21 protein-coding genes are annotated in these 25,799 nt (G+C 33.3%); 10 read left to right on the forward strand and 11 right to left on the reverse strand.

From position 1 onward, the window contains the following. The first annotated feature begins 30 nt into the window (after window positions 1-30). The 5 genes from GB234_RS03120 (at window position 31) to GB234_RS03140 (ending at window position 6,470) form a co-directional block, all read left to right on the forward strand. The gene (locus GB234_RS03120) at window positions 31-1,269 is read left to right on the forward strand and encodes a T9SS type A sorting domain-containing protein (RefSeq protein WP_151893057.1); all 1,239 of its coding nucleotides are present in this window, start codon (window positions 31-33) and stop codon (window positions 1,267-1,269) included. 7 nt (window positions 1,270-1,276) lie between these two features. Continuing rightward, a complete protein-coding gene (locus tag GB234_RS03125; protein ID WP_151893058.1) occupies window positions 1,277-2,179 on the forward strand; it encodes a DUF6607 family protein in 903 nt (300 codons plus the stop codon). Between the two features lie 2 nt (window positions 2,180-2,181). After that, entirely contained in the window at window positions 2,182-3,672 is a 1,491-nt protein-coding gene (locus tag GB234_RS03130; RefSeq protein ID WP_151893059.1) for an ankyrin repeat domain-containing protein, read from the forward strand. Between the two features lie 84 nt (window positions 3,673-3,756). Next, a complete protein-coding gene (locus GB234_RS03135) occupies window positions 3,757-4,242 on the forward strand; it encodes a DUF2271 domain-containing protein (RefSeq protein WP_151893060.1) in 486 nt (161 codons plus the stop codon). Window positions 4,243-4,253: 11 nt separating this feature from the next. Beyond that, window positions 4,254-6,470 (forward strand): PepSY domain-containing protein, encoded by a 2,217-nt coding sequence (locus tag GB234_RS03140; protein ID WP_151893061.1) that lies wholly within the window; start codon window positions 4,254-4,256, stop codon window positions 6,468-6,470. A gap of 12 nt (window positions 6,471-6,482) precedes the next feature. Here GB234_RS03140 and GB234_RS03145 read toward each other — a convergent pair whose 3' ends face one another. Further along, window positions 6,483-7,646 (reverse strand): lipase/acyltransferase domain-containing protein, encoded by a 1,164-nt coding sequence (locus GB234_RS03145; RefSeq protein ID WP_151893062.1) that lies wholly within the window; start codon window positions 7,644-7,646, stop codon window positions 6,483-6,485. Window positions 7,647-7,779: 133 nt separating this feature from the next. Beyond that, window positions 7,780-8,052: a VF530 family protein gene (locus GB234_RS03150; protein WP_308645057.1), complete on the reverse strand. Its 273-nt coding sequence runs from the start codon at window positions 8,050-8,052 to the stop codon at window positions 7,780-7,782. 86 nt (window positions 8,053-8,138) lie between these two features. Between GB234_RS03150 and GB234_RS03155 the strand changes: the two genes are divergently transcribed. The 3 genes from GB234_RS03155 to GB234_RS03165 all read left to right on the forward strand — a co-directional run bounded on the left by GB234_RS03155 (window position 8,139) and on the right by GB234_RS03165 (window position 10,904). Further along, window positions 8,139-8,723, forward strand: a complete 585-nt coding sequence (locus GB234_RS03155; RefSeq protein ID WP_151893063.1) for a HupE/UreJ family protein — start codon at window positions 8,139-8,141, stop codon at window positions 8,721-8,723. Between the two features lie 73 nt (window positions 8,724-8,796). Then, entirely contained in the window at window positions 8,797-9,225 is a 429-nt protein-coding gene (locus GB234_RS03160) for a deoxycytidylate deaminase (RefSeq protein WP_151893064.1), read from the forward strand. 125 nt (window positions 9,226-9,350) lie between these two features. After that, window positions 9,351-10,904: a S41 family peptidase gene (locus GB234_RS03165; protein WP_151893738.1), complete on the forward strand. Its 1,554-nt coding sequence runs from the start codon at window positions 9,351-9,353 to the stop codon at window positions 10,902-10,904. A gap of 35 nt (window positions 10,905-10,939) precedes the next feature. On the opposite strand, the gene GB234_RS03170 is transcribed toward GB234_RS03165, so the two are convergent. Continuing rightward, entirely contained in the window at window positions 10,940-11,134 is a 195-nt protein-coding gene (locus tag GB234_RS03170; RefSeq protein WP_151893065.1) for a hypothetical protein, read from the reverse strand. Window positions 11,135-11,201: 67 nt separating this feature from the next. Further along, a complete protein-coding gene (locus GB234_RS03175; protein ID WP_151893066.1) occupies window positions 11,202-11,783 on the reverse strand; it encodes a MarC family protein in 582 nt (193 codons plus the stop codon). A gap of 178 nt (window positions 11,784-11,961) precedes the next feature. Between GB234_RS03175 and GB234_RS03180 the strand changes: the two genes are divergently transcribed. Further along, entirely contained in the window at window positions 11,962-12,531 is a 570-nt protein-coding gene (locus tag GB234_RS03180; protein ID WP_151893067.1) for a DUF3109 family protein, read from the forward strand. Between the two features lie 222 nt (window positions 12,532-12,753). Here GB234_RS03180 and GB234_RS03185 read toward each other — a convergent pair whose 3' ends face one another. From GB234_RS03185 to GB234_RS03210, 6 genes are all read right to left on the reverse strand, one after another. Further along, window positions 12,754-14,541, reverse strand: a complete 1,788-nt coding sequence (locus GB234_RS03185) for a ribonucleoside-diphosphate reductase subunit alpha (protein ID WP_151893068.1) — start codon at window positions 14,539-14,541, stop codon at window positions 12,754-12,756. 1 nt (window position 14,542) lies between these two features. Next, window positions 14,543-15,817: a ribonucleotide-diphosphate reductase subunit beta gene (locus tag GB234_RS03190; protein WP_151893069.1), complete on the reverse strand. Its 1,275-nt coding sequence runs from the start codon at window positions 15,815-15,817 to the stop codon at window positions 14,543-14,545. A 700-nt stretch (window positions 15,818-16,517) separates the two neighbouring features. Then, complete coding sequence (chrA, locus tag GB234_RS03195) at window positions 16,518-17,654, reverse strand: chromate efflux transporter (RefSeq protein WP_151893070.1); 1,137 nt, start codon at window positions 17,652-17,654, stop codon at window positions 16,518-16,520. 3 nt (window positions 17,655-17,657) lie between these two features. Continuing rightward, window positions 17,658-18,365, reverse strand: a complete 708-nt coding sequence (locus GB234_RS03200; protein WP_151893071.1) for a DUF6503 family protein — start codon at window positions 18,363-18,365, stop codon at window positions 17,658-17,660. A gap of 138 nt (window positions 18,366-18,503) precedes the next feature. Continuing rightward, window positions 18,504-20,750, reverse strand: a complete 2,247-nt coding sequence (locus GB234_RS03205) for an inorganic phosphate transporter (RefSeq protein WP_151893072.1) — start codon at window positions 20,748-20,750, stop codon at window positions 18,504-18,506. Between the two features lie 66 nt (window positions 20,751-20,816). After that, entirely contained in the window at window positions 20,817-22,022 is a 1,206-nt protein-coding gene (locus GB234_RS03210; RefSeq protein WP_151893073.1) for a porin, read from the reverse strand. 400 nt (window positions 22,023-22,422) lie between these two features. On the opposite strand from GB234_RS03210, the gene GB234_RS03215 reads away from it, so the two are divergent. Then, window positions 22,423-22,812: a toxin-antitoxin system YwqK family antitoxin gene (locus GB234_RS03215; RefSeq protein ID WP_151893074.1), complete on the forward strand. Its 390-nt coding sequence runs from the start codon at window positions 22,423-22,425 to the stop codon at window positions 22,810-22,812. Window positions 22,813-22,889: 77 nt separating this feature from the next. Here the strand turns inward: GB234_RS03215 and GB234_RS03220 are convergent, their stop codons facing one another. Continuing rightward, window positions 22,890-25,715 (reverse strand): TonB-dependent receptor, encoded by a 2,826-nt coding sequence (locus GB234_RS03220; protein ID WP_151893075.1) that lies wholly within the window; start codon window positions 25,713-25,715, stop codon window positions 22,890-22,892. Between the last annotated feature and the right edge of the window lie 84 nt (window positions 25,716-25,799).

Genomic DNA, 25,799 nt, shown 5'->3' on the forward strand with positions numbered 1-25,799 from the left:
AACAAATCAACAACAATTAAAAATAAAAAGATGAAAAAAATATTACTTTCGGTTATTGCATTAGCCACGGTATTAGTTGCTACTGCACAGGACACGGTCACAGTTTCAATGGGAGCTAATTATGAAAATGAATTATATTTTAAGCTTTCAAACCTTTCTGAAAATACGTACGTAGCTGCCAATTGGGACATTGCATTTTTACGTGAAAATGCTCAAAGCATAGGAATACGTGTTAATGATGGAAAAGGAATACAAGTTTTTGAAACGGCAAATACAGCAGCAGATTTTAATTCAATCGACGTTACAGATGAGGCTAGCTGGACGCCACTCTATAATGATGATACAAACTGGGATAATGGTGCATTCATGCAAGGTTCTGCAACTTATGGTTGGGGAGAGTATAATCCAGCTTCACACCATGTAGAGGGCACTATTGTATTTGTGTTGAAGTATGCAGATGGCAGTTATGTAAAATTTATTAATGAAGATTATTTTGGTGCATACACATTTAAGTTTGCTACATGGGATGGTGCTGCTTGGGTAAATGAAACAACACAGACGGTTAATAATTCAACAAACCCAGATACACGTTATAACTATTTTTCACTAAGAAACAATGAACCTGTAGTTGCAGAGCCAGCAATTGATACTTGGGATTTTGTTTTTAGAAAATACACGACATTTCTTAATCCTCCAGGACAGTATTATCCAGTAACTGGAGTGCTTCACAATCCTAATGTTACCGTTGCACAAAGCGATGAGGATGACACGGCTATAGACCCTAATAATGTTGAGTATTTAGAAGAAATGAACACCATAGGCTATGATTGGAAAAACTTCAATGGTTCAGGATATGATATTGCTAACAATCAAAAATATTATGTAAAATATGATAACGAAACTGTTTATAGATTGTACTTCACAGAATTTGAAGGCTCATCAACCGGAAATCTCACATTTGTAACCGAAGATGTTTCAAGTGTATTAGGGATTGAAAATGTAACCGAGCAAGTTTCATTCGGAATGTACCCTAATCCTTCAGTGGATGGTCAAGTAAATATCATATTTGAAAATATAGCTAACATTTCAGAAAAAAATAGTGTAGCAATTTATGCAATGAACGGTACAAAAGTTTATGATAAAGAGGTTACAAATAGTAATGGTTTTTTCAATAAAACGATTGATGTTTCGACGTTACAATCGGGTGTTTATCTGGTGAGCTTTACATCAGGAACGAGTAAGATTTCAAAAAAATTAATCATAAAATAATTTAGAAATGAAAAATACAGCATTTATAATCTTTGTTTTAGGTTTCACATTTAGTACGATGGCGCAAAGTAAAAAACAAAAAGATCAAGAAGCAATAAAAGCAATGTGCGGTTGCTACGAAGTAACATTCAACTTTGCAGAAACTTTTCAATATAGTGAAGACTCTCTGTATAGACCGTCAAAAAATAAAGTTGATAAAGGGCTAGAATGGGCACAATTAGTGACCGATGAAGATGATAAAATTTCAATTCAGCATTTACTGCAAGTAGGTAATCCTGCTGAGCCTATGGTTATCAAACACTGGCGCCAAGATTGGCTTTTTGAAAATACAGATTTATACACTTACCACGCTAATAATAAATGGGCTTTTCAAAATAAAGCTAAAACAGATGTAGCTGGACAATGGACTCAAAAAGTTTTTCAAGTTGATGATAGTCCGCGTTATGAAGGGAGTGCGACATGGGTACATGTTGATGGAAAGAGCTATTGGGAGAATACGACAGATGCTCCACTGCCAAGACGTGAATATACTACAAGAAGTGACTATAATGTAACAGAGAGAGGCAACCGCCAAGAGATAAAAAACTTTGGTTGGATACATGATCAAAACAATAAAAAAATAGTTCGTAAAGATGGAAAAGAAGATGTGATTGTCGCACATGAAAAAGGATATAACGTATATAAAAAAGTAGATGATAATCGTTGTGCTGTAGCTGCTCAGTGGTGGAAAGATAATACTAATAAATGGGCGCTTGTAAGAACAAAATGGGATGAGATTTATGGACGTAACAAGGATTTAGTTCTAGAAGAAAAAGTGGATAACAAAGTATTATATAAATACCTTTTTGATGATGGATATGAAACAAAAGAAAAAATTGATCAAGTCATTGAATCATTTGTAAAAAAATAAAAATGAAATTTACAGCAACACTTTTAATAATTATAGCTAGTCTAACTGTTACAGCTCAAGAAGGTAACGTATTTTTAGACAGAGCATTTTGGAAATCGAATCCCACACTTCAAATAGTGCAACAAAAGGTTTCAGATGGTTATGATGCAACAAAATTAAATCAAAATGCTTTTGATGCCACGGTATATGCGCTTTTAGAAAAGGCAGAAACTCCAGTAATTAAGTACTTGTTGTCACTTGAGGGAAATCCAATAGAGAAACGTACGCATGATAGCAGGACGTACATTTTCTGGGCCGCATATGCTGGCAATACTGAGATAATGGATTATTTGTTAAGCAAAAATGCAAAAACAAATATCACCGATAGCCACGGAAATACACCGGTTATGTTTGCAGCATCTGCAGGTCAAATAGATCCCAAAGTTTATGATTTATTTGAGAAGTATGGGGTTAAAATTTTTGAAGAAAAAACCGAAAAAGGGGCAAATGCACTTCATCTTATTGCGGGGTATGCTAAGGATTATAAAACTATTGAATACTTCGTAAATAAAGGAATTTCATTACAAAGTAAAGATGCAGAAGGAAACGGTCTTTTTGAGTATGCCGCAAAAGGAGGAAACAAAAATGTTTTAAACATGCTTATTAAAAGGGATGTTTCGTTTAAAAACCTAAATGGAAAAGGTGGTAATGCAATAATTTTTGCAAGTCAAGGGAGACGCGGACATCAAAACTCGCTTGACTTTTATAAATATTTAGAAAACCTAGGGGTTAATGTAAATACTACAAATGAAGATGGAAGAAATCCACTGCATAACATTGCTAATAACAATGAAGAGAAAGAAGTGTATAATTACTTCATTTCAAAAGGAGTTAATGTTAATAAGCAAGATATAAATGGGAATTCACCTTTTATGATTGCAGCAAATAGCAATAATCTTGAAATAATTAAATTGCTCTCTTCTGAAATAGATAATATCAATCTTAAAAATAAAAACGGTCAATCTGCATTAACCAAAGCAGTGAGTGGGAATACAACAGAAACAATAGCATTTTTACTCAAAAATGGAGCAGATATTAATATTGTTGATGTAAAAGGTAATTCAATAGCATATTATCTTCTCAATTCATACAAAGCTAATGATATAAGTACGTTTGAATCTAAACTTAGTTTATTGAAATCAAATGGACTTAATTTTAAGATGCTACAAGAAAATGATAATTCACTGCTTCATTTGGCGGCAAAATATAGCGATGTCTCATTGTTAAAGCAATTAGGAGAATTGAATGTTCCTATAAACGCAAAAAATAATGAAGGGTTAACGGCTTTACATATTGCGGCAATGACTGCTTCAAATACAGATGTTTTAAAATATTTATTACAAAAAGGAGCAGATAAAACTTTAACAACAGAATTTGACGAGACCGTTTTTGATTTAGCCAGCGAGAACGAATTATTACAACTACAGAAATCTAATTTGGATTTTCTTAATTAAAATAATTATTAAAAACTCTCCAAAGAGAGACATAGACCTGTCATGCATTTACTGTTTTGACAGGTCTTTATTAAAATTAAATGTATGAAAACACTTTTTAAAATAATTCCGGTCCTTTTTTTTGTAGGGTTTGTACTCACAGCATTTACCGTTAATGAAAAGAAAGCTGTAAAATGTATGATACAAATGACAAATTATACAGGCGAAGGAGCGTATGTTATAGTTTCGTTGTTAAATTCATCAGGAGACTACGAAGAAACTCTTTATGTACAGGGAAAAGATAGTGAGTGGTATAGTGAAATTCCAGAATGGTGGAAGTTCTACGGTAAATACCGTCCAGAAATTGATGCCATTAGTGGTGCTACAATTAGTGGTGGTGAACGAAAAGTAACTGTTTTGCAAGTGCCTATGGATAAAATTGATGCGGGATATAGTTTGCGTTTTGAAACATCGGTTGAGGACCAAGCTTATCATAAAGATGATGTAGAATTTGAACTTACAACAGCTAATCTAAAATCTAAAAAAGAAGGCAAGGGCTTTATTAGGTACGTAAGATTAATACCTAAATAAATAAATTTTTTATGACACTTTCAATATGGCGATATAGTCACTTAGCCCTAGCAGTTTCGTCAGCACTATTTCTTATAATAGCCTCTTTTACAGGTGTCATTTTAGCTTTTGAGCCTATATCGCAATCTGTTCAGCCTTATGCTGTAGCAAATTTAAATGAGATTTCTGTTTCAAAAACAATTGAGGCTTTACAGCAAGAATATACTGAGGTTTTAGAATTTGAACTTACAGCAGACGATTTTGTGATAGCCTCTGTCGTTACTCAAAATGGCGAAACCGAATCTATATATGTACACCCAATAACAGGAAGAAAACTAGGCGAAGTTAAAGCAAAAACAGCTTTTTTTAATTGGGTAACAAATGTACATAGATCCCTTTTTTTAAAGGGAATTGGGCGTTTTTTTATAGGACTTGTTTCTTTATTACTGTGTTTGATTTCGCTAACGGGTATTTTGTTATTAGCAAAAAGACAAGGAGGTTTTTTAAAATTATATAGCCGCATTAAAGAAACAAATTTTGCACAACGCTATCATATTATTTTAGGGCGATGGTTACTAATCCCAATTGTTATAATCGCCGCGACGGGTGTGTATCTTTCAGCCGAAAAATTTTCGCTGCTTCCTTCAAGTTCTACTACTCATGACTGGAGTGCGATACCTTCGGAAACGGAACTAGAAAAACCACTTAGTGAATTTGATGTTTTTAGAAGCCCTTTAAATGACTTAAAGAAACTTACTTTTCCTTTCTCAGAAGATGAAGAGGATTATTTTATAGTTGCGCTTAAGAATAAGGAAGTGCTAGTACATCAATTTACTGGCGAAATTATGAGTGATGTTCCTTATCCATTTGTAGCAGTCGCATCACAGCTGAGCCTTAATTTACATACTGGACAAGGCAGCATTTTATGGTCACTAGTATTGATAATCGCAAGTGGGAGTATACTCTTTTTTATAGTTTCGGGATTTTCAATGACACTCAAACGACGAAAAAACATAAAACTTCAAATTCCTATATTTAATAAAGATGAATCCGAGTTTATAATTTTAGTTGGTTCAGAGAGTGGTAATACTTTTCTCTTTGCACAAGCATTTCAAAAAGCATTAGTTGCAACAGATAAAAAAGTGTTTTTATCATCGTTAAATGAATATACTACGTATAAAAAAGCAACAAATATTATTGTGTTTACAGCTACGTATGGTGATGGAGAGGCTCCTACTAATGCACGTAAGTTTACAGCTGCTTTTCAAGGTATACAACCATTAAATAATATTAAATTTTCAATAGTAGGTTTTGGTTCATTGCTTTATCCTCATTACTGTAAGTTTGCTATACAAGTTGATGCGCTATTACATCAACACCTTAGTTTTAAACCATTACATCCGTTGGTGAAAATTAATGATCAGTCAAATGTTGCATTTCAAAGTTGGTTAAAAGAGTGGAATGAATTGATGGGATTAAACATACAAGTCACTTTTCCGAAGAGATCTATTAAGCAATTGAAAGTCATAGATTTTAGCGTTGTGGATTGCACAAAACTTAATATTGATAATACATTTTTATTAAGATTGCGTCCAAAAAAGAAAATTAAATTTCAGTCAGGCGATTTGTTACTCATCACACCTCCAGATAGTAATGTGTCTCGTAAATATTCAATTGCACGTGTTGAAAATGAAATTTTATTGAGTGTAAAATGGCATCCACATGGTATTTGTTCTAGTTATTTATGTGATTTAAAATATGGAGATATTGTTCGCGGTAGTGTTGAGAAAAATGATGATTTCCATTTTCCAAAAAGTGCTCCCTCTGTTTTTATGATTGGAAATGGAACTGGAATTACTCCATTTCTAGGAATGTTGCAAGAGAGAAAAAATATTCCTACTCACATGCTTTGGGGTGGCCGTAATGTTGATTCGTTTGACTATTACCGTCCATTTGTAGAGCGTAAATTAATAAGGACATCCTATATAAACGCTTCATTTAATACTCAAAACACCTATGATATAGTACTATCACAAGTAAATGATAAGTGCTATGTGCAAGACATGCTTTTACAACAGCAAAAAATGGTAGCTAAAACACTCAAAGATGGCGGGGTATTAATGTTATGTGGTTCTATGACAATGCAGCAAAGTGTATTAGATACTCTTGAAAAAATTTTAGAAATAGAGCTTCAACAGCCCTTGAGTGATTTTGAATTAAACGGTCAGTTATTAATGGATTGTTATTAAAATAATTATTAGTTAAGTAATTTTTTCTATCCTGCCACCAGCACTTTTATACCAGTCTTCACGGTGAGTGTCTCCTTTTAAAAAACGTTGTAATACATTTTGAACACGTCCATTATTAAGAAAAAATGCATGCCAGTCTGGGCCTGTCATTCTTGAGTCTGCCCAACTCTCTAATGTTTTTTTACCCACTCTTATTGTTTGTACACTATCTTTAAAAATACTAGCACTCGCATGTGGTACAGTTCCATCTCCTTCTTCATCTTCTTTGATAGCTTCGTAGTCAAAAAAGTTTTTAAAATGATCTCTGCGGTCGTGTACTTTAATATGGCTTTTTGTGTCTTCGTTTCCGCCGCAAACAACAATACATTTTTTTCTAAATTCTGGACTACAAGTTGATAGGTCAAAAATGAGATTGTTCTGGTCTCGTACCTCTCTTACTTTACTTAAACGATATGCCATAAACTCATGTTTATCTATGGTGTCTTCTCTGTCTGCGTTTGCTACTTGTTGCCAATAGGTATAAAAATTAAAAGGGTCATAATTGGCTTCTGTAATTGGGTTTTCAAACTTGTATGCATCTTCAAAAACCGGAAGTAACTCATAAACTGCTGGGAATGTTCTTGCTATTTTTCTAAAATCATCACTGCTATTAAACAGTCTAGATTTTCCAATAACAAGATTAAAGCTCGCCTCAATACTTCCTAAAAATGGCGGTACAGTAAAGATGGCTTTACTCACAATTTTATTTCTTTCGGCATCATCAAGAATTTTTAAATAAGCCGAAAGTACCAGTCCACCCATACTATGCGTAAGAAAATTGAATTCTCCTATATTAAGTTTATTACGTAAAACTTCTACATATTTTTTTAAACTTCTAGCAGAATCCACATTAGATTTTCGCCAATCATACCCAAAAATAAACACACGATATCCCTTAGATTTTAGGTAGTTTATAATTTCAGAATATGCCATGTTTTCAACATCTGCACGCTCAATAATTGTTTCTACGCCTATGTCATTAATTCCATCACGTTGTAATTTTAGCTTATGTATATTAGTGTAAAATTTCTTAACTCCAGACCAGTGGGTGCTAAAGTCGTCCAGATTTACATTATAAAGTTTTGTTCCTTGAATTCCAGGAATAAGGATAATGGGCAGCTTTCTTTCATTTGCCATAATTACAATAAAATTAGATTAATAAAACTGCATTACAGTTTGCAACACATTGTAGAGGAGTGCTTTATAAATTTTAAAAGTAAGTAAAAATTATTTATAAGCGCTGTGAGTATTTTCTGAAAAGTGACAACAACTAATCAATAGACCGTAAATACAACCGTTCTATTTTCTCTCTAGCCCATTCTGTTTTCCGAAGAAATTTTAGAGTAGATTTAACCGAAGGATTAACCGCAAAACAATTCATTTTCATGCGACGGTCCAGTTCTTCCCAGCCATATTTCTTATGGAGGAATTCAACAATAGCAGCCAGTTTTACACCATGTAAAGGATTATTGGGTTGAGCTTGAGGAGTTTTATCTTTTGCTACATTGTTTATTTCTCTAATATGCTGGTCGTCTTTCTTGATAGCTTAAATTTTAATGTATTGAACAAATTTAAAGGTACATAATATTAAGTTTCAGATTATCTTTATACCAACATTAAATTTAAGAAATGACAGATTTTTGGCTATACTTAAAACTAGGACTTGAACATATATTAGATTGGCAAGGCTATGACCATTTACTTTTTTTAGTAGCATTGAGTGCTGCATTTACCTTTGTGAGTTGGCGTAGATTATTTGTTTTAGTAACTGCGTTTACATTAGGGCATAGTATTTCATTATTACTATCTCATTACAATGTTTTTACAATTAATAGTGCATGGATTGAATGTTTAATTCCTATCACCATTTTATTAGCGGGAGTTTATAACCTATTTTCATTAAGAGGCAAAGCCGAAATTTCAACTCCATGGCTATTACTTGCTACCTCTTTGATTTTTGGGTTGATTCACGGTTTTGGATTTGCTGGATATTTTAATATGATTCTTATAGAAGAAACCGAAGCATTACAATCATTATTTTACTTTGCAATGGGTGTAGAATTAGCACAGCTTATAATTGTTTTAGTTGTCTTAATATTGACTTGGTTATTTCAAGAACACTTTAAGATTTCACGTAAAATGTGGATTATGGTTGTTTCGATAGTAGTTGTTTTACTGTCGATACCCATGATTTTCGGAAGTTGTTTGAGTTAAAAATTTCAGAAAAGAACAAAATAACTTTGTGAGGCTGTAACGTATCTTTAATTTAGCCACTTATAGCAATATAATGAAGCAAGAAAAACAGCACAAATATGACGTTGCCTATTTACGAATGGCGCGTGAGTGGAGTAAACTTTCTTATTGCAAGCGCAAACAAGTTGGCGCGTTAATTGTAAGAGATAAGATGATAATAAGTGACGGCTACAATGGCACACCTACAGGTTTTGAAAATGTCTGTGAATGCGAAAATGGTGAAACTAAGTGGTATGTGCTGCATGCTGAGGCTAATGCAATTTTAAAGGTGGCTAGCTCAACACAATCCTGCAAAGGAGCTACATTATATATAACCATGTCACCTTGTAAAGACTGTAGCAAATTGATCCACCAGTCTGGTATAAACCGTGTTGTATATCTTGAGGGATATAAAGATGATAGTGGCGTAAAATTTTTAGAAAAAGCAGGCGTTACAGTAGAGCACATAAGTGATCTTGATTAATAATAAGGGGTCAAAAAAATTAATTTTAATAACTTTTCAAACTTCGATTTCGGTTTCGACTTCGAATTCATAGTGTGAGTTTCGATAACAAATACATTCCATTAATTACTGGTATTGCAATTGCGATGGGCGTCCTCATTGGGTCAAAGCTCAACTTTAGTACTAATGAAGCTGTTTTTGCGAAAAATTCTAAAAAGGAAAAACTCAACAGGCTTATAGATTATATTGATTATGAATATGTAGATGCTGTTAACACAGATAGTATTGTTGATGTTACGGTTAACGGGATTCTTGAAAATCTTGATCCACACTCTGTTTATATTCCTGAGTCTGAATATCAGGCTGCAGCAGATGATATGCGTGGCAATTTTACTGGTATTGGTATTTCGTTTTACGTCTACAAAGATTCCATTGCAGTAATTAGAGCCATTGAAGGTGGTCCAGCAGCCAGAGCAGGAATAAAGCCAGGTGATCGAATTTTATATGCTGATGGCAAACAGGTTTTTGGAGAAAATCTTGATAGAGATAGTATTTCAGAATATTTAAAAGGTGTTAAAAATAGCTCAGTTGCACTCACAATTAAGAGAAGTGGAGAAAAGAAACTTAGGGATGTAGATGTAAAAAGAAAAACAGTCCCACTAGTAAGTGTGGATGCTTCATATACACTTACTAAGGATTTAGGGTATATAAAAATTAATCGATTTGCAGAGACTACTCCAGATGAATTTAAGAAAGCGTTATCAGAATTAAAGAAAGAAGGTGTGTCTAGATTGGTGCTTGATTTACGAAGTAATCCAGGTGGTTACATTTCGGCAGCAGAAGAAATTATAGATGAATTTTTAGAAGATGATAAACTTATTCTAGTTACTAAAAATAAAAATGGTGAAGAAGAAGAATCATTTGCTACAAGTCGTGGAGATTTTGAAGATGGAAAAATTTATGTTCTAATCAATGAAAATTCTGCATCAGCTAGTGAGATTGTCGCTGGAGCTTTGCAAGATAATGATAAAGGTACCATTGTGGGCAGACGCTCTTTTGGTAAAGGGCTAGTGCAGCGCGAAATGTCACTTGGAGATGGTAGCGCAGTACGATTGACTATAGCACGGTATTATACACCTACGGGACGCTCCATTCAAAAACCTTATAGCGAAGGCAAAGAAGCCTATTATGATGATTACGAAACCCGATATAATAATGGAGAGTTGCAAAGCGCAGATAGTATTTCGGTTAATGATTCTCTACGTTATGTAACCCCTAAAGGCAAAGTTGTTTATGGAGGTGGAGGTATTATTCCAGATATTTTTGTGCCCAAAGATACTAGCATGGAAGGCGAAACAATTAATTATGTTTCTCGTAATGGTACTATGAGTTATTTTGCTTTTGAATATCTAGACACCCATAGAATTGAATTTAAGGATATTTCACAAGCCCAATTTATTGCTGATTACATAATAGATGATACTGTGGTGGAAGAGTTTTTAGAATATGTACGCCTCAATGATAGTCCTGTAATGTTTAGAGATTACAAGGATGCATTGAAGAAAGCAATTAAAGCAAACCTCGCGCAACAGCTTTACGGGAACAATGCGTTTGAATTTATATTAAACGAAAACGACGCAATGATTGAAAAAATTCTAGAACTAGAAAGACGTCCTGTTAAAACTCCCGTCAAAGAATAATACGATTATAAGTCGTTGGTAAATATAATTGTTTCTTATTTTTTAACCGAAGCAATCTTTCTAGAAACCAGTAAAATAGCAAGCATTACAAGCACGCACGCCGCCGCCATTGTGCAAATTGCGGCTACCGTACTCTCACCCACAAAAGGAGCATCCCAATTAATGTTAGTCAAATTATAAATTAACATTCCTGCAGAAAGAAGAAGTAATATGTAGATGAAAATTTTCATAAAGAGTAGGCTTTCGCCGAAATTTTAATGAGTTAACTATTTTTTGTTCCCTTTAAAATTTCAGCAATTAATTAAATAATTCTTGAATATTTGAGGTAAATAATTTTACAGCGATAGCTAGCAAAATTACTCCGAAAACTTTTTCGATTATCTGAATTCCATTCTTACCCAAAAACTTTTGTAGCTTTCCAGAAGTCCTCAACACTATAAATACAATAACAACATTAACAATAATAGCTACTATAATATTTTCTAAGGAAAATTCTGCACGTAAAGACAGTAAAGACGTTAAACTCCCCGGCCCAGCAACAATGGGGAATGCAATAGGAAATACCGTTGCAGTTCCTAAACTCTCTTCGTTTTGCTTAAAAAGCTTAATTCCTAAAATCATTTCAATAGCAATAAAGAATAAAATAAAAGCACCTGCTACTGCAAATTCATAGACGTTAATTCCAATTAATCCTAGAATTTTTTCACCTACAAATAGAAACACGATGAGGACAATAGCAGCAATAATAGAAGCTCGCCCGCTTTTTATTGTGCCAGATTTTTCTTTCAATGATATAATTATAGGAATACTTCCTATAATATCTATAACTGCAAATAGCACCATTGTAGCTGTGGCGATTTCCTTAAGATTGAAATTCATTGTCTTCCGTCAACACGGGTTTTTAAATGTTTTGTTACAGCTGCAAAATTAATGATTTTTTGAATGCTTATTTGTATAAAACTCTAGTTGTTTATTCTTGTTTTTTTGATTGTAAATTTAACTCCTTGCTTTAATTTTTGATTTCGATTTCAGTTTCAAAAATTGTAGTTTTGCATTTATGTTTCAACTAGGAAAAACAATTGTTAGCGAGGATTTAATCGAAAAAGATTTTGTCTGTAATTTAGGAGCTTGTAAAGGGGAGTGCTGTGTTGCTGGAGAAGCGGGGGCACCTGTTACTAAAGATGAGGTAACTATCTTAAAAGATATCTATCCAAAAGTAAAACCTTTTTTACGTCCCGAAGGAATTGCTGCAATTGAGGCGCAAGGCACTCATATTGTAAGTGATCTTGACGAGCTTGAAACACCGTTAGTAAATGGTGCTGAATGTGCTTATGTTACTTTCTCAGAAAACGGAACCGCTGGTTGCGGTATTGAGGATGCCTACAATGCTGGTGAGGTTGAGTTTAAAAAACCTATATCATGTCATTTATACCCAGTTCGTGTTCAGGATTATAGTGAGTTTGCTGCGGTAAATTATCATAAATGGCCTATTTGTAATGATGCTTGCACGCTAGGGAATGAACTTAAAGTTCCCGTGTATAAATTTGTAAAAGATGCGTTAATTCGAAAATTTGGTAAACATTGGTACGCTGAGCTTGAGAAAATTGCTGAGAAGCAGCTTATGTAATTTCTGTATAGATTACAGACTTGTCTCTCTAGCCCCGATTGAAGTGAAAACCCCGTAATGAAGCGATAGCGAGAATGAGGCGTTGTAGCGGAAAGCGGGAAACTACCTTGTGTGTTTGAACAACCCTTTGTGCTCCGAATAGATATTATTATATAAATAAAAAAATGGCTCTTCTTAACATGTATCGTTAATAAGAGCCATTTAGCTTAAATATAATAAAGCTTATGCTTCACAAGATGCACAGTCTTTCTTTTGCTTAAATTTTTGTGCTGCGTTCATACTGTGCTGGTAGTAAAGGGATTTTAACCCTAGTTTCCAAGCAGTAATATGAATTTTGTTTATCTCTTTAGTAGGGGTGTCTGGGTGTACAATTATATTTACAGATTGCCCTTGGTCAATATGATTTTGGCGGTTAGCAGCTTGGTATACAATATCTAACTGGTCTATTTCTGAATATGTTTTAAATACATCTTTTTCATTTTCTGTTAAGAAATCAAGATGTTGTACTGATCCATCTCTATCGCGAATGTCTAACCAAACTTCTCTTGTGTCCATACCTTTTTCTTGTAGTAATTCTACTAAAAATGGGTTTTTAATGGTGGTTTTAATTTTTGCAATATCCTTTACATAAATATTAGACCAGATAGGCTCAATCCCTTGAGAAACCTGCCCTAAAATAAATGCAGATGAGGTGGTAGGAGCAACAGCGTTTAATGTTGTATTTCTTCTTCCATATCCTTTTAACACTTCTGGCTCACCAAAAACATCTGCTAATTCTTCTGAGGCTTTATAAGAACGTTCTTTGATTTCTCTAAAGATTTCGCTGTTTAAATCAAACGCTTCTTTACTATTAAAGGCGTGTTTTTTAGATTGTAATAATGAATGCCATCCTAGAACTCCAAGGCCTAATGCTCTATTTTCTTTTGCAAAATTATAAGCACGCTCCATGAACAGAAATGTTTGACGATCTTCTCTGTCTTCTGAATTTTTATACGATTCTAATTTTTCTAAAAATTCTGTAATAACAGCATCTAAGAAATATACCATTGTCTCAACGGCATCTGTGTTTTTCCACTTATCGTAATGCAATACATTGATGCTAGAAAGGACACACACAAAAGACCAATTATGATCTGACGGTAGCATTATCTCTGTACATAAGTTACTTGCGTGTATTTTATGTCCTTTGTCTTTATAAACGTCTGCGGCATTATTATTTGCATTGTCTGTGAAAAAGATATACGGGTAGCCCATCTCACCACGGCTTTGTAATACTTTTGCCCATGTTGTTCTTTTTTCTACATCGCCAGCAATCATTTCTTCCATCCACTCATTAGTCACAGTTACACCATGAGTAAGTTCTTGAATAGGGTTTCCTTCACTTCCTATTTCTAAAAATTCTTTAATATCTGCATGATCTATAGGTAAATATGGAGAAAAACGACCACGACGTACAGATCCTTGACTTACAACATCTACCATAGATTCAAACAGTCGCATAATATGTACTGCACCAGATGCTTCACCATTGTTTTTGATAGCGGCTCCACGAGGACGTATTTTTCCAAAAAAGCCAGATGTTCCACCGCCTAATTTAGACATCATTCCTACTTCAGATTGTGTGTAAAGAATGTTACCTATGTCATCATCAATATGTGATCCAAAACAGCTAATAGGTAAGCCTCTCTTTTTTCCAAAGTTAGACCAAACAGGAGATGCTAATGAGTAATAACCTTCAGACATGTAGCCATAAAACTTATCTGCATATCCAGGCATTCCTAATATATCTTCTGCTCTTTCAGCAATCTCTCTAATGCGTTGCTCTGGGCCAACACCTTCTGTAAGGTATCCAGCTTTCAAAAAATTACGGCTGTTTTCATTAAGCCATTTAAAACTTTCGTTTTTAGATTCGGCATTTGAAATCGCTTCTTTTCTAGCGGCAATTAAACTATTTGTGTTTTTTGAAGTTTTCTTAACTTCTTGTGAGGTATTATTTTCTTGTTGAATCATTTTAAAAAAGGTCGTCGCTAGTTATACTTTGTGTTCTTTTACTATAATTTACAGATCGTTTTACGAAGAAGTCGCCATGTTTGGTTCCTATTATTTCATCATCAAACCATTCGGTTTCTCTTACAAGTGTTTCATCTACTTCGAAGACTTTTTCAACACCTATGCTTTCTAGTGATTTGTTAAAACGATTTTTAAGAAATTCATTAATTACATTTTTAGGTAAAAAATCTAACTCTCCTTCTTCAAAAATCCAATCTACTAAATCAACCTCTGCATCAAACGCGTCTCTGCATAATTGTTTAATGTTTTCATGATATTCAGGTGTAAACCACTCTGGATGTTCATTCTTTAATATCATTATAAGTTCGATGCCAAAATCACCGTGAATTTGCTCTTCTTTAGAGGTTGCCTCTACCACGTTAGAAATACCCTTTAACATATTCTTGTGCTTGTTAAAAGCCATGATAATCAAGAATTGTGAGAATAATGATACATGCTCTATGAATAAAGAAAATAACAATACTGACTCAGCATACTCTTTATTGTCATCACTCTTAGAATTACGTAGTGCAGTTTCTAAATATTGCACACGCTTCATGATTACAGGTTTCTTCTTAAGCTCTTTAAATTCTTTATTTAAACCTAAAATTTCTAAAAGGTGAGAATATGCGTCTGCATGACGTACTTCACTTTCTGCAAACGTAGACCCTACAGCACCTATTTCTGGTTTAGGCATTCTTTGATATAAATCACCCCAGAAATTTTTAACTGCTACCTCAATTTGAGAAATGGCTAGCATTGTGTTTTTTATAGCACCACGCTCTACTGTATCTAATCTTGTTTTAAAATCTTGGATATCACTTGTAAAATTAAACTCAGTATGGATCCAATATGAATGACGAATAGCAGGGACATATTCATATAATTGAGGGTACTCATATGGCTTAAGGCTTATGCGCTTTTCAAAAATATCTGTCTTACGCTCTTGTGCTCTTTTGTCACGATATAATATATATGCTTTTGCAACTTCGGGAAAACCACATTCCATAAGTTTTGTTTCCACAATATCCTGTACTTGTTCAATCGTAGGAATGTATGTAGTGTCGTTTTGCTTTCTTTCGACAAGTGATTTATAAACAGATATGGCAACATTTTGTGCATCCTCACTAGACCCATTGTTACCAACAGACATTGCTTTAGATACAGCCGCTGTTATTTTATCTAAGTGAAACGATTTTGTAGTAAAGTCTCGCTTTCTTATGTGTGTAATTTCCATAAATATTGAGTGCTATTGTGTTCTATAATGATAGGTAAATATCTCATAAATTTAGAGACAAAATGAAGATAATTGTGGGGGTTTCTCAACATGGTTATTAACAAAACGTTAAGGGTTCAATTAGAATAGGAGTTCACGTCAAAATGAAAAATATCAACACTGTTTTGTTAAAAAGTATTGACTAAATTTTTCAAAACGAGAAAATTGATTTGTATATAAATTTGAATTTTAGATATAAAATAATGATTTGAATTTCACTTAAATTGTGAGATATCTATTAGAGCATGTTTTTTTAAAGTGCTGAAAAACAAATTATTAAAAATGATTTATTGTTAAGCAAAACTCATTTTTAAGTTTAATTATCTATACTATTTATTATAATTTTTCATGGATTTTTTTGAATATTTTAAAAATGAGTCATTGTTCACAAGTTATTTTTATCTCATAGGTAGCAAATAGACATGTGGTTATCTATTAGCGATTAAGAAATTATATTTAATATAAAATAGGGGATAAAGAAGTGTATTTAAGGTCGTGATTAGTTTATTTAAAAAAAGGTAAGAAACCAAATCTAATACCTAGTTTATTAATTATAAATAACGAATAAAATTTATAGGTATATGCTTTTTATTTTTGAGAAAACTTGAAGCCATACTTATTTAAATAATAGCTTATTTACTGATGAAAGAAGCTATAATCTTTAAATCAAAAATTGTAACAAGTATCCAAGAATAGCCCCAGCAATTACAACCCAAATTACTGAAAGCTTCTTAAAGCCAAACACTAATATTGCAGAAATAATAGCAATAATAACTGCAGGCCATGCAACAAGTGTTTCACGAGCCATAGTTAGAAGTACAGAAATCATCACCGCAACCGCAGCAATATTTACGCTATCTAAAAACCCTCTAAGTAATTTAGATTTTTGCATTATAGGTACTAGAGGATTTAATATCCAAACAAATAAAAACGACGGAAGAAAAATTCCTAGTGTTGCTCCAATGGCTCCCCAAAACCCTCCTAATTGATACCCAATAAATGTTGCCGTTGATAATACAGGACCGGGCGTAAACTGTCCTATTCCTATTGCCTCAATAAGTGCTGGGCGGGATAGTAGTCCCGTGGTGACAAGTTCGGCATCAAGATAAGCAAAGAGGACGTAACCGCTACCGTAGAGAATACTACCTACTTTTAAAAACGTCCAAAAAATATTTAATGAAGTAAGCTTAGTTGCAACTTCTGTAGAAAATAAAAATAGAAGAAAAGGAGAAATATTATTTACGGATGTATTGATTACTTTGCTTTTCAGAAAAAAATATAACATCCCTAAAAGACCACCTGCGAGAAGTGCAAAAATCTCGTTGACACCATATAGGCTAGCCGCAAGGACAAGCAAACCAATGATTGCTAACTCCCAATTTTTAAGTGCCTTTTTTCCTAGTTTAAATATTGCCGAAGCTATAATCACTAAAACTGCTGGTTGAATTCCAGCAACAAAAGGTTTGATTTCTGGGAGTTCGCCATATTGGGTATACAACCATGCGAGGATAAGTGTGATGATTACAGCTGGAAATACAAACGAAAACCCTGCAACAAAAAGGCCTTTTACGCCTGCGCGTTCGTGACCGCAATGCATGGTCATCTCGGTAGAGTTTGGACCTGGAATTAGATTTGTAGCGCCTACAAGGTCTAGAAAATGCTGTCGCGTCATCCACTTGCGTTTAGTCACCACTTCATCTTCCATCATAGCAATATGTGCCGCAGGTCCACCAAATGCAAAAAAACCTAGTTTGAGGAATACTAATGATAATTCTTTTAAAGAATTTTTTGTAGACATTTATTAACCAGCTTTTAAAATGTCTGTCCCTAAATACTTGTCGTCTTTATTATAAAACCAAGCTCTAATTGCGGGTATTTTAATATCGTTTATGACAGTTTCTTTATTTAAAAGTATATACTCGCCAGTATCTTTTCCTTTTGCGTTAGGATCGCCTTTAAAAAACTGGTAAGTTTCCATTGCGTACGTTTTTGGGTTAAAATAGAAATACCAAACATCGCTCCCCACAGCTTCATCGTAAGTTGCCTTTAATACTAAATACTCTTTGCCTTTAAAAGTTTTTCTTTCTACAGTTTCAAAAATTTGGGTGCCAGGATCCTTTAGTTTCATAGGGAGCCCATATAGATAAGTATAGTAATTTTTTAAAAAGCCAGCAGTTTCACAAGGAGTTCTGCGTTGTGGTTCGCTAATAGAATCTGTAATACTTGTAGTGCATTTTCCTTTTTTAATGCTATGCATTGTTTGTATAGAGTCTCGAGTAGCAACAACTTTAAAATACTCATTAGAAAGATCAATATCAATAATACTAACTCTTGGCGAGCCTCCTGGGGTTTCCATGGTAACATTAAGTGTGCCTTTAAATGTATCCCAATTATTGTGGGGGTCGTGATATGCAATAGCTTTATCAAGTAGTTGTTCGCCTGTAAGTTGTTGTGCGATCATGCCTTCGGAAATGAATAACAACAAAGCTATTAGATATGTATATTTCATAATGATGGTTTGTTTAGTTGAAAATAAAGTTAGCAAATTTCTGAAGAAAAAATAACAGAAGTCACATTTCCGAAGAAAAAAAGCACCTTTCAATATGGAGAAAGGTGCTTTATGATTTTTAGATATTATATTTAAAAATTATTGTTTTTGATAACTTGAATAATATTCGTCCATTAGATTCATAATTCCATTTACAAGATCTTTCGTCTCTAATAATATATTGAAGTAAAGACTTGTGTTTTTTGGGCTAGACTCTTCTGTGCGAGTTCTCTCTATTTGTTTTTGGATTTTATCATTAATTTTTCCTAATATTTCTTGTTTGCGTGAAAGAACGTAACTTATTCTTTCAAATTTACCGCTATCAAATACGTTAGCAATTTCGGTAAGTACAGAAGTTAGCTCTTGGTCCATTTCCTGAAGATCTTTTATCTGGCTAAAACGTAATTTTTTGTGATTGTTATTTACGTGCTTGTAACTCTTTTTTGTAATAAAATCAAGTGATTGCGCCATATCTGTTAAATGACCTAAAATGGTGATATAGAAATTACTACCACGTACGCTTGTGTCGTCAAGATTTTTAATTAAGTAGAAAATATTGTCTCTTAAATCTTCAATTTCTGCTTCTAACTTGTCAACCCCTTTTTTACTTTTCTTTAGCTTAGAGCTGTCTTCTTTAGCAAGGCCCTTAAGAACATCTGAGTATATTTTATTAGTTCTAGAAACTACGTTTGAAATGTTATCAGCGCTTTCAGTAATAATCCCTTGAACAGTACTACTTTCAGACTTTTTCAACGTTTTAGGGTCGATTGAAGTTGTATTTTTCTTCTTGTGAGACAAATAATTTCTTACTAATAAAATTGCTGTAATTAACAATAGAATAGGTACCATCACTGCTTTATTCCAACTAATTAAAAATACAACTGTACCAGCTGCTATTAATGCGCCAAATGCAGTGAAAAACCATCCCCCAATAACATTAAGAACACCTGCTACACGGTATACAGCACTTTCTCTACCCCAAGCTCTATCTGCAAGAGACGTTCCCATAGCTACCATAAAGGTTACATATGTTGTTGATAATGGTAATTTCATTGAGGTTGCGACAGATATTAAAACTCCAGCTACCATTAAATTTACTGATGCTCTAATCATATCAAAAGCAGGAGCGTCAATACTCTGGTCTTTTGTAAGAAGTTTATCCTCAGGCTTTTGAAAACTAGCATTGATTCTCTCTTGCATAGTTTTTGGGACTATAACGCCTATAGCACTTGAAAGTAATGTTGATCCTCTTACAATTCCCCTAGAAAGCATATTAGGTTCAAATTTTTCATGAGTATTTCCTTGACGTGATAGGCTTAGTTCAGTTTCGGCTACTGTTTTTGCTTTTTTAGAAAACCATAATGTTGCAACCATAATTCCTCCTGCTATAAATAGTAGGAACGGCTCTGCTGGCATTTTCTTTTCTAAGATTTCCATAGAGAAATCTGTTGCAGCTACTCCAGATATTGACCAAGCTTCATATGAGTGGTATGCAGCCATAGGAACACCAATAAAGTTTACCAAATCATTACCAGAAAATGCAAGAGCTAATCCAAAAGTCCCTACTGCGATTACTACAAGTAAAATACTTTTTTTAGTTAATTTTTGAAATGCATATGAGAAAAGGGTGAAAAACACAAACCCTACTACCATTATAACATACTCATTTCCTTCAAGAAAGCCTTGTAGTTCCTTATAAAACGGAGACCCTTTAAGTCCTTTCATAAATATAAAATAAACGATAGCAGATAAGGCTAAACCTCCAAATAGAGCGCCAAAATTCTTCATTTTCTTTTCATAATGGAACGTAAAAATTCTACGGGAAATCCATTGAACAATTGCCCCTACAGTAAAGGCAATAACGACAGACATTAGTATACCACTTATAATCTCAATGGCTTTCTCAGTGTTAATGTAGTTGCCTATATCTGCGATTGTAACATCATCAGCTGCACTAATTTTTATTAAAGAAATTACGATTGCCGCACCTAATAGATTAAATACAATAGAAACCGTTGTAGAAGTAGGAAGTCCAAGTGTATTAAAGAAATCTAATAACAATATGTCTGTAATCATTACAGCCATAAAAATCATCATAATTTCATCGAAGGTAAACATTGCGGGAACAAAAATTCCTTTTCGTGCGACTTCCATCATACCACTAGAATAGACAGCCCCAATGAAAATTCCTAAACTAGCGACAATCATAATTGTTCGTAATGATATGGCTTTTGATCCAATCGCTGAGTTTAAGAAGTTAATTGCGTCATTACTAACTCCAACAACAATATCTGCAACTGCAAGTATTGTTAATGCTACTAACATTAATAAATAAATGTTATCCATAATAAATTGTGTAATCATGATGCAAATGTCTCAATTTTGCTGAGTCCATTTGTTATCAAATTGTTATTAAAAATGTAAATCAAATCCAGTTCTAAGCATAATATTATCATCATCACTATCCTTAGTACCGTAGCTAACATCTGCTTGTATTTTAAGTTTATGTCCTACCACGTATTTTGAAACTCCTAAGGTATATTGATTTTGAGAATCTCTGCCTGTAATATCGTCAAAATTTAAAGTTGTGCAACGGCCTGTAACTTCTATATTGTTTTTTAACAAATAACTCAACTGCATATTTATAGAGTTACCTACTCTTACAATATCTCCAGTTTCTGTACCATCTTCATTTATTGCTATAGGAGCATCTGCGTCACGTTTTGCATATTCCCCCATAAAAGCAAGTCCTTTATATTTAAACATTGCATCTGCAAAGAAAGTTGTAATATCTGTTTCATATAAAGAAATACCGTCATCGAGAAACATGTAATTTCCTAAATTACTTCTGTTTTTCACAGCATCTTTATTATAGTCGTATGTGAGACCTACCATAAGCTTTGGTAACTTTTCTCGCTTTAAATCTCCTTGAGTATAATCTCCTTTTGAGCTGAAATTTCCGAAGGGCAAAAATTCTAGTCGACCTGTATATTGTAGTCCTCCTTCATTACCTTGTGTGATGTTTCTTCCTTCCCCTTGAGAGATAGCAATCTTTTCTCTAATAGTGAAGTCACCTCCAAGATTTGCATGATGACGTAATTGTATGCCTATATCACGGTCAATATTAAAGTTACTATTCAATAACGATCTGTCTATTAATTGCAAGTTTGCTGATGATATAACGCGTTCTACGTTTCCAGGTAACTTTGTTTGGCCCGCCCAAAGTTCAAAGTTTTCATAAAAATTCCACATTATAACGGCATCTAAAAGAATGCGAGGTGTATTGCGATTAAATTGATTTGCTCCAGAGACATCTCTATTAGATAGTCCTATTTCAATTTTATATTTTAATTGAGGATTGTATGCAAAACCACTAAACTTTAGACGAGCTCTACGTATTGAAAAATCTTGTTCTGGTTTTCCATACTGCTCGTCGTCATGATCCCATACTGTGTTGAATCTGCCTTGAATACGAGGCGCAAATTTTACGCTAAAAGAACTGTCTTTTGCTACAAAATTTATTAAACCTTTTCCAAATTTGCTGTCACTAATGTTTTGAGCATTTGTAGAAAAACAAAAGAGAAGCAATGCTGCAAATAGCAGAGAACTTAATTTCATTATGAAAATATTTTTTAGTTTTTGTCGGTGGCAAAATTCTACAATGTTTGTCAATCAAATGTTAACCTAAGATTAAGGATATGTTTTCTTATTTGATCAAGAAACATAAAAAAAGGCTACCCAATGGGTAGCCTCAACGTTAAAACCTAGTCGACAAAAACTAAACGATTTTCATACGTTGTTGTCATAAGACAATACAAATAACAGGTATGTATGTACCGTTTAAGTAACCTCAATATTATCAAATCGTTAAAAAAGCACATTGTTGTAATTTAAAACATAAAAGCCATTAAGACAGTTAGTTATGTTCTCAATGTTAATTTAATGTTATGTAAACGTTTCATAATAGTAAAATATATTGTATGTTTGTATAGTGATTATTAATTTAAATGCCTTGGTTATGAAAAAATTGTTTCTTTTAGTTGCTGTATTGTTTGCAACAAATGTGATGATAGCACAAGATTGTTCAAAAGCTTGTGATATGAAAAAAGTAAAGAATAGTTATGTACAGGTTGGCGATTTAATTAAGGCAACATTGTATCATGAAAATGGAACTGTTGCTCAAACGGGTTTTTACACTGCAGATAATAAACTTGAAGGTACTTGGACAAGCTATAATACAAAAGGAGATATAACAGCTACAGCTGAATATAAAAAAGGAAATAAAGTGGGAGTTTGGTCTTTTTTTGATGGAAATATCAAAAAAGAAGTTACTTACTCAAATTCAAAAATTGCGAAAGTAGATACTTGGGAGATTAAAGATACAAGAGTAGTGTCAAATAAACCCTAGTTTTTTATAGCATTTTTAAAATAGAAAGAGCCTCGAATTTTCGAGGCTCTTTCTATTTTAAACTTTAAATAATTTTATTAAAAACGTATGCTGTAACCAAGACTTATATCTTGACCTTTATTCCACTTAGAATAGATTTGATCTTGTCCACCAAATGATTGATAAACACTTTCAATATCATCATCTAATAAATTATCAAATTTTAATGATATAGTTGAATTTTTTTTCTCTCCAAGACTTTTTGAAATATTTAGTTTCACGTTGTGAAATGGTAGGGTGAAAACATCGGCTACATCTCCAGCACCTACAATTTGTAAGGTTTTACCTTGAGAGTTGTAAAATATACCGCCATTCCAGCCATTATCTTCATAATTAAAACCTACATTTATTAAGTATGGTGATTGCCCTTGTAATTGACGAGTATCATCTAAACTCTCACCTTCTCGTAAATTGTCTAGTCTACCTTCTTTTTCATCTTCACTATACTCTTGTCTTGATTCTATTATAGATAAATTTACATTAAAATTTAAATTTTCAAGTCCACCAATAAAGCCTAGATTTTTTCTCACTTCAATTTCTCCTCCAAAAACACTAGCGTCACCAAGATTCAAAGGAGTATATTGGCCGTATGCTCTTCGTATAAATGAAAGTTCAATAGGATCTTTAAATGATTTATAAAATCCACTTAATGCAAAAAAATCACCAGATTCACCGTATTTTTCAAATCGTAAATCAAAATTATTTATATAGGTAGGCTGTAAATCTATATTTCCAATAAAAGTGGTACTACTTATTGGGTCAAAAATTTCAGCCAATGAAGCTTCTTTAAAAGAAGGTCTTGCAGTGGTCCGAGCAAAAGAAGTTCTAATTTTTTTATCACCATCTTCATTAAGGTCAAAAATTAAATTTACAGAAGGAAATAAGTCTGATGTATTAATAATTTCAGTATCATTAAATGCCGTTCCGTCCTGTCTTTCTCCAGTATAATTTAAATTGAATTGCTCAAATCTAAGCCCTACTATAGAATTTAGCCAATCGGTAATTTTAAATTCCTCTGAAATATAAGCTGAAGCAATAGAAATGTCAGAATCATAGGAGTCTGAATCATTTGAGTCTTGTCTAATGAAGAAGCCACTATTTGTATCTGGATTATAAATATTTTCATCATCAAGTATTTGATCTGGATCCCCATTTAATGTAGCCGATGGGAAATTTAAAAATGGAATAGAAAACTTTAAAACTTCAAAAGTTCGATTTTTAAAAGTATATCCTCCACCAAATTTAGTTTTAGCATCATAACTAAATAAAGAATGCTTTTTTTCAATATCCAGTTTTCCAGCTAAATTTATTTCTTCTAAATCTCTAAAAAATCTAGAAGGTACTCCAGACTCACTAGGTTCGATAGTGTAAGTTTCTTCTCCAGTTTCAGAATCTGTTGATACTCTAAAAGGTGTTACCCTAAAATCTTTATCTTCTATTCTTGCTAATGTCGGAGACAAGGCCCACTCCACATTCCAATCACTTTCAGTACCAAAAGTATGCTTACCATTTAAAAGAGCATTAGTTATAGACCTTTGAGTATAAATTAAGTTATCCTTAATAATGTTATTACTACTAATAATAAAATTGCTTTGTCTAAATATGGAAGCTTGAGATTCTCCATTTTGAACATGTAAAACATTGAAGCGATATTTTGATTTTTCAGATTTTAGAGTTAATCCTGCTAATGCACTAATTAGAACATTATTTATACCTGCCTCTCCATTTTGAGTTCGATCTGCAAGTAGTTGAAAATTAGACTTGTCTGCTTCATCTTTTCTAAAGATTTGTCCATCAATATATTCATCATAGTAGGTGGTTTCATTACGATAAGAAACAGATGCTAGGTATCCTAGTTTTTTTTCTCCAATTTCATATTGATTACCTGCAGTAGCTGAAAAATTATAATTTAGAAAGCTAGACTCACGTTGGGCTGCCAAGTTTTTTTCAAATCTTTGAGTAATTAAAGATGCGGCCTCACCATTTTGCTGTGGTAATGGTACTACTTGGTGTGATACTAGTGGATTGTCTCTTAGTCCGTCGTCGAAGCCTAAGAAATCCGTACTGCTCTTTTCTGAAACTAAATAATTGTTTTTAAAATGAAAGTCTGAATTGTATGTCGCTCCTACAGATACACTATACTCCTCTCTAGTAGGAATATCTTTGGTTACAATATCAATTACACCACCTGTAAAATCTGCAGGTTGGTCTGCTGTGGCAGCTTTTATTACAATGATGTTTTCAAGGATTTGAGTGGGGAAAATGTCAAGCTGAAGTGTATTCCTATCAGGATCTAAACCAGGAACGTCAACACCATTTAAAATTGATTTAGTGTATCTGTCTCCTAAACCACGTACATAAACAAATTTACCTCCTTGGATGGATACTCCAGGAACATTTTTAACTGCACTTGCAATATCACTAGCTCCACTTTTCTTTATAGTTTCAATAGAAAGGCCATCTAATAAATTCACTGAATTTTTTTGAAAACTAAGCACTGCTGCCTCAGTATTTTGACGAGCTGTAGTTGTAATAATAACTTCATCTAATTGACCTGCACTTGCATTAAGAGTAACATCAGTATTTGTGATTTCGCCGTTTTTAATAACTACATCTGTTATCTCTTTGGTTTGATATCCTACAAAAGAATAAACAATAGTATAAGAACCTGGCTCAAGGTCTAAAGAATATTTACCATCGAAATCTGTGGTAGTTCCAGTTTGAGTGTCTTTAACAATAATATTTGCAAATGGAAGTACATCATTAAACTCTCCATCATTTATTATACCAGCTAAACCTGAAGTTTGGCTAAAAGTTACCTGAAAAAATAGAAAGCTAATAAATAAAAATATAAAATTTTTCATGTCTTTTTTTTATGAAACAAACTCGCCTTGTAATTTACAAGACGAGCATGTTGGCTAATTGAAGTCAATTATTATTTTGAAAAT

This window comes from Patiriisocius marinistellae, from assembly GCF_009014635.1.
Classification (GTDB): domain Bacteria; phylum Bacteroidota; class Bacteroidia; order Flavobacteriales; family Flavobacteriaceae; genus Patiriisocius; species Patiriisocius marinistellae.

What these genes read in the sequence shown, in the direction of transcription:
- GB234_RS03120 (WP_151893057.1), top strand. Translation starts at nt 31, where the DNA reads ATGAAAAAAATATTACTTTCGGTTATTGCATTAGCCACGGTATTAGTT.
- GB234_RS03125 (WP_151893058.1), top strand. Translation starts at nt 1,277, where the DNA reads ATGAAAAATACAGCATTTATAATCTTTGTTTTAGGTTTCACATTTAGT.
- GB234_RS03130 (WP_151893059.1), top strand. Translation starts at nt 2,182, where the DNA reads ATGAAATTTACAGCAACACTTTTAATAATTATAGCTAGTCTAACTGTT.
- GB234_RS03135 (WP_151893060.1), top strand. Translation starts at nt 3,757, where the DNA reads ATGAAAACACTTTTTAAAATAATTCCGGTCCTTTTTTTTGTAGGGTTT.
- GB234_RS03140 (WP_151893061.1), top strand. Translation starts at nt 4,254, where the DNA reads ATGACACTTTCAATATGGCGATATAGTCACTTAGCCCTAGCAGTTTCG.
- GB234_RS03145 (WP_151893062.1), bottom strand. Translation starts at nt 7,646, where the DNA reads ATGGCAAATGAAAGAAAGCTGCCCATTATCCTTATTCCTGGAATTCAA.
- GB234_RS03155 (WP_151893063.1), top strand. Translation starts at nt 8,139, where the DNA reads ATGACAGATTTTTGGCTATACTTAAAACTAGGACTTGAACATATATTA.
- GB234_RS03160 (WP_151893064.1), top strand. Translation starts at nt 8,797, where the DNA reads ATGAAGCAAGAAAAACAGCACAAATATGACGTTGCCTATTTACGAATG.
- GB234_RS03165 (WP_151893738.1), top strand. Translation starts at nt 9,351, where the DNA reads ATGGGCGTCCTCATTGGGTCAAAGCTCAACTTTAGTACTAATGAAGCT.
- GB234_RS03170 (WP_151893065.1), bottom strand. Translation starts at nt 11,134, where the DNA reads ATGAAAATTTTCATCTACATATTACTTCTTCTTTCTGCAGGAATGTTA.
- GB234_RS03175 (WP_151893066.1), bottom strand. Translation starts at nt 11,783, where the DNA reads ATGAATTTCAATCTTAAGGAAATCGCCACAGCTACAATGGTGCTATTT.
- GB234_RS03180 (WP_151893067.1), top strand. Translation starts at nt 11,962, where the DNA reads ATGTTTCAACTAGGAAAAACAATTGTTAGCGAGGATTTAATCGAAAAA.
- GB234_RS03185 (WP_151893068.1), bottom strand. Translation starts at nt 14,541, where the DNA reads ATGATTCAACAAGAAAATAATACCTCACAAGAAGTTAAGAAAACTTCA.
- GB234_RS03190 (WP_151893069.1), bottom strand. Translation starts at nt 15,817, where the DNA reads ATGGAAATTACACACATAAGAAAGCGAGACTTTACTACAAAATCGTTT.
- chrA (WP_151893070.1), bottom strand. Translation starts at nt 17,654, where the DNA reads ATGTCTACAAAAAATTCTTTAAAAGAATTATCATTAGTATTCCTCAAA.
- GB234_RS03200 (WP_151893071.1), bottom strand. Translation starts at nt 18,365, where the DNA reads ATGAAATATACATATCTAATAGCTTTGTTGTTATTCATTTCCGAAGGC.
- GB234_RS03205 (WP_151893072.1), bottom strand. Translation starts at nt 20,750, where the DNA reads ATGGATAACATTTATTTATTAATGTTAGTAGCATTAACAATACTTGCA.
- GB234_RS03210 (WP_151893073.1), bottom strand. Translation starts at nt 22,022, where the DNA reads ATGAAATTAAGTTCTCTGCTATTTGCAGCATTGCTTCTCTTTTGTTTT.
- GB234_RS03215 (WP_151893074.1), top strand. Translation starts at nt 22,423, where the DNA reads ATGAAAAAATTGTTTCTTTTAGTTGCTGTATTGTTTGCAACAAATGTG.
- GB234_RS03220 (WP_151893075.1), bottom strand. Translation starts at nt 25,715, where the DNA reads ATGAAAAATTTTATATTTTTATTTATTAGCTTTCTATTTTTTCAGGTA.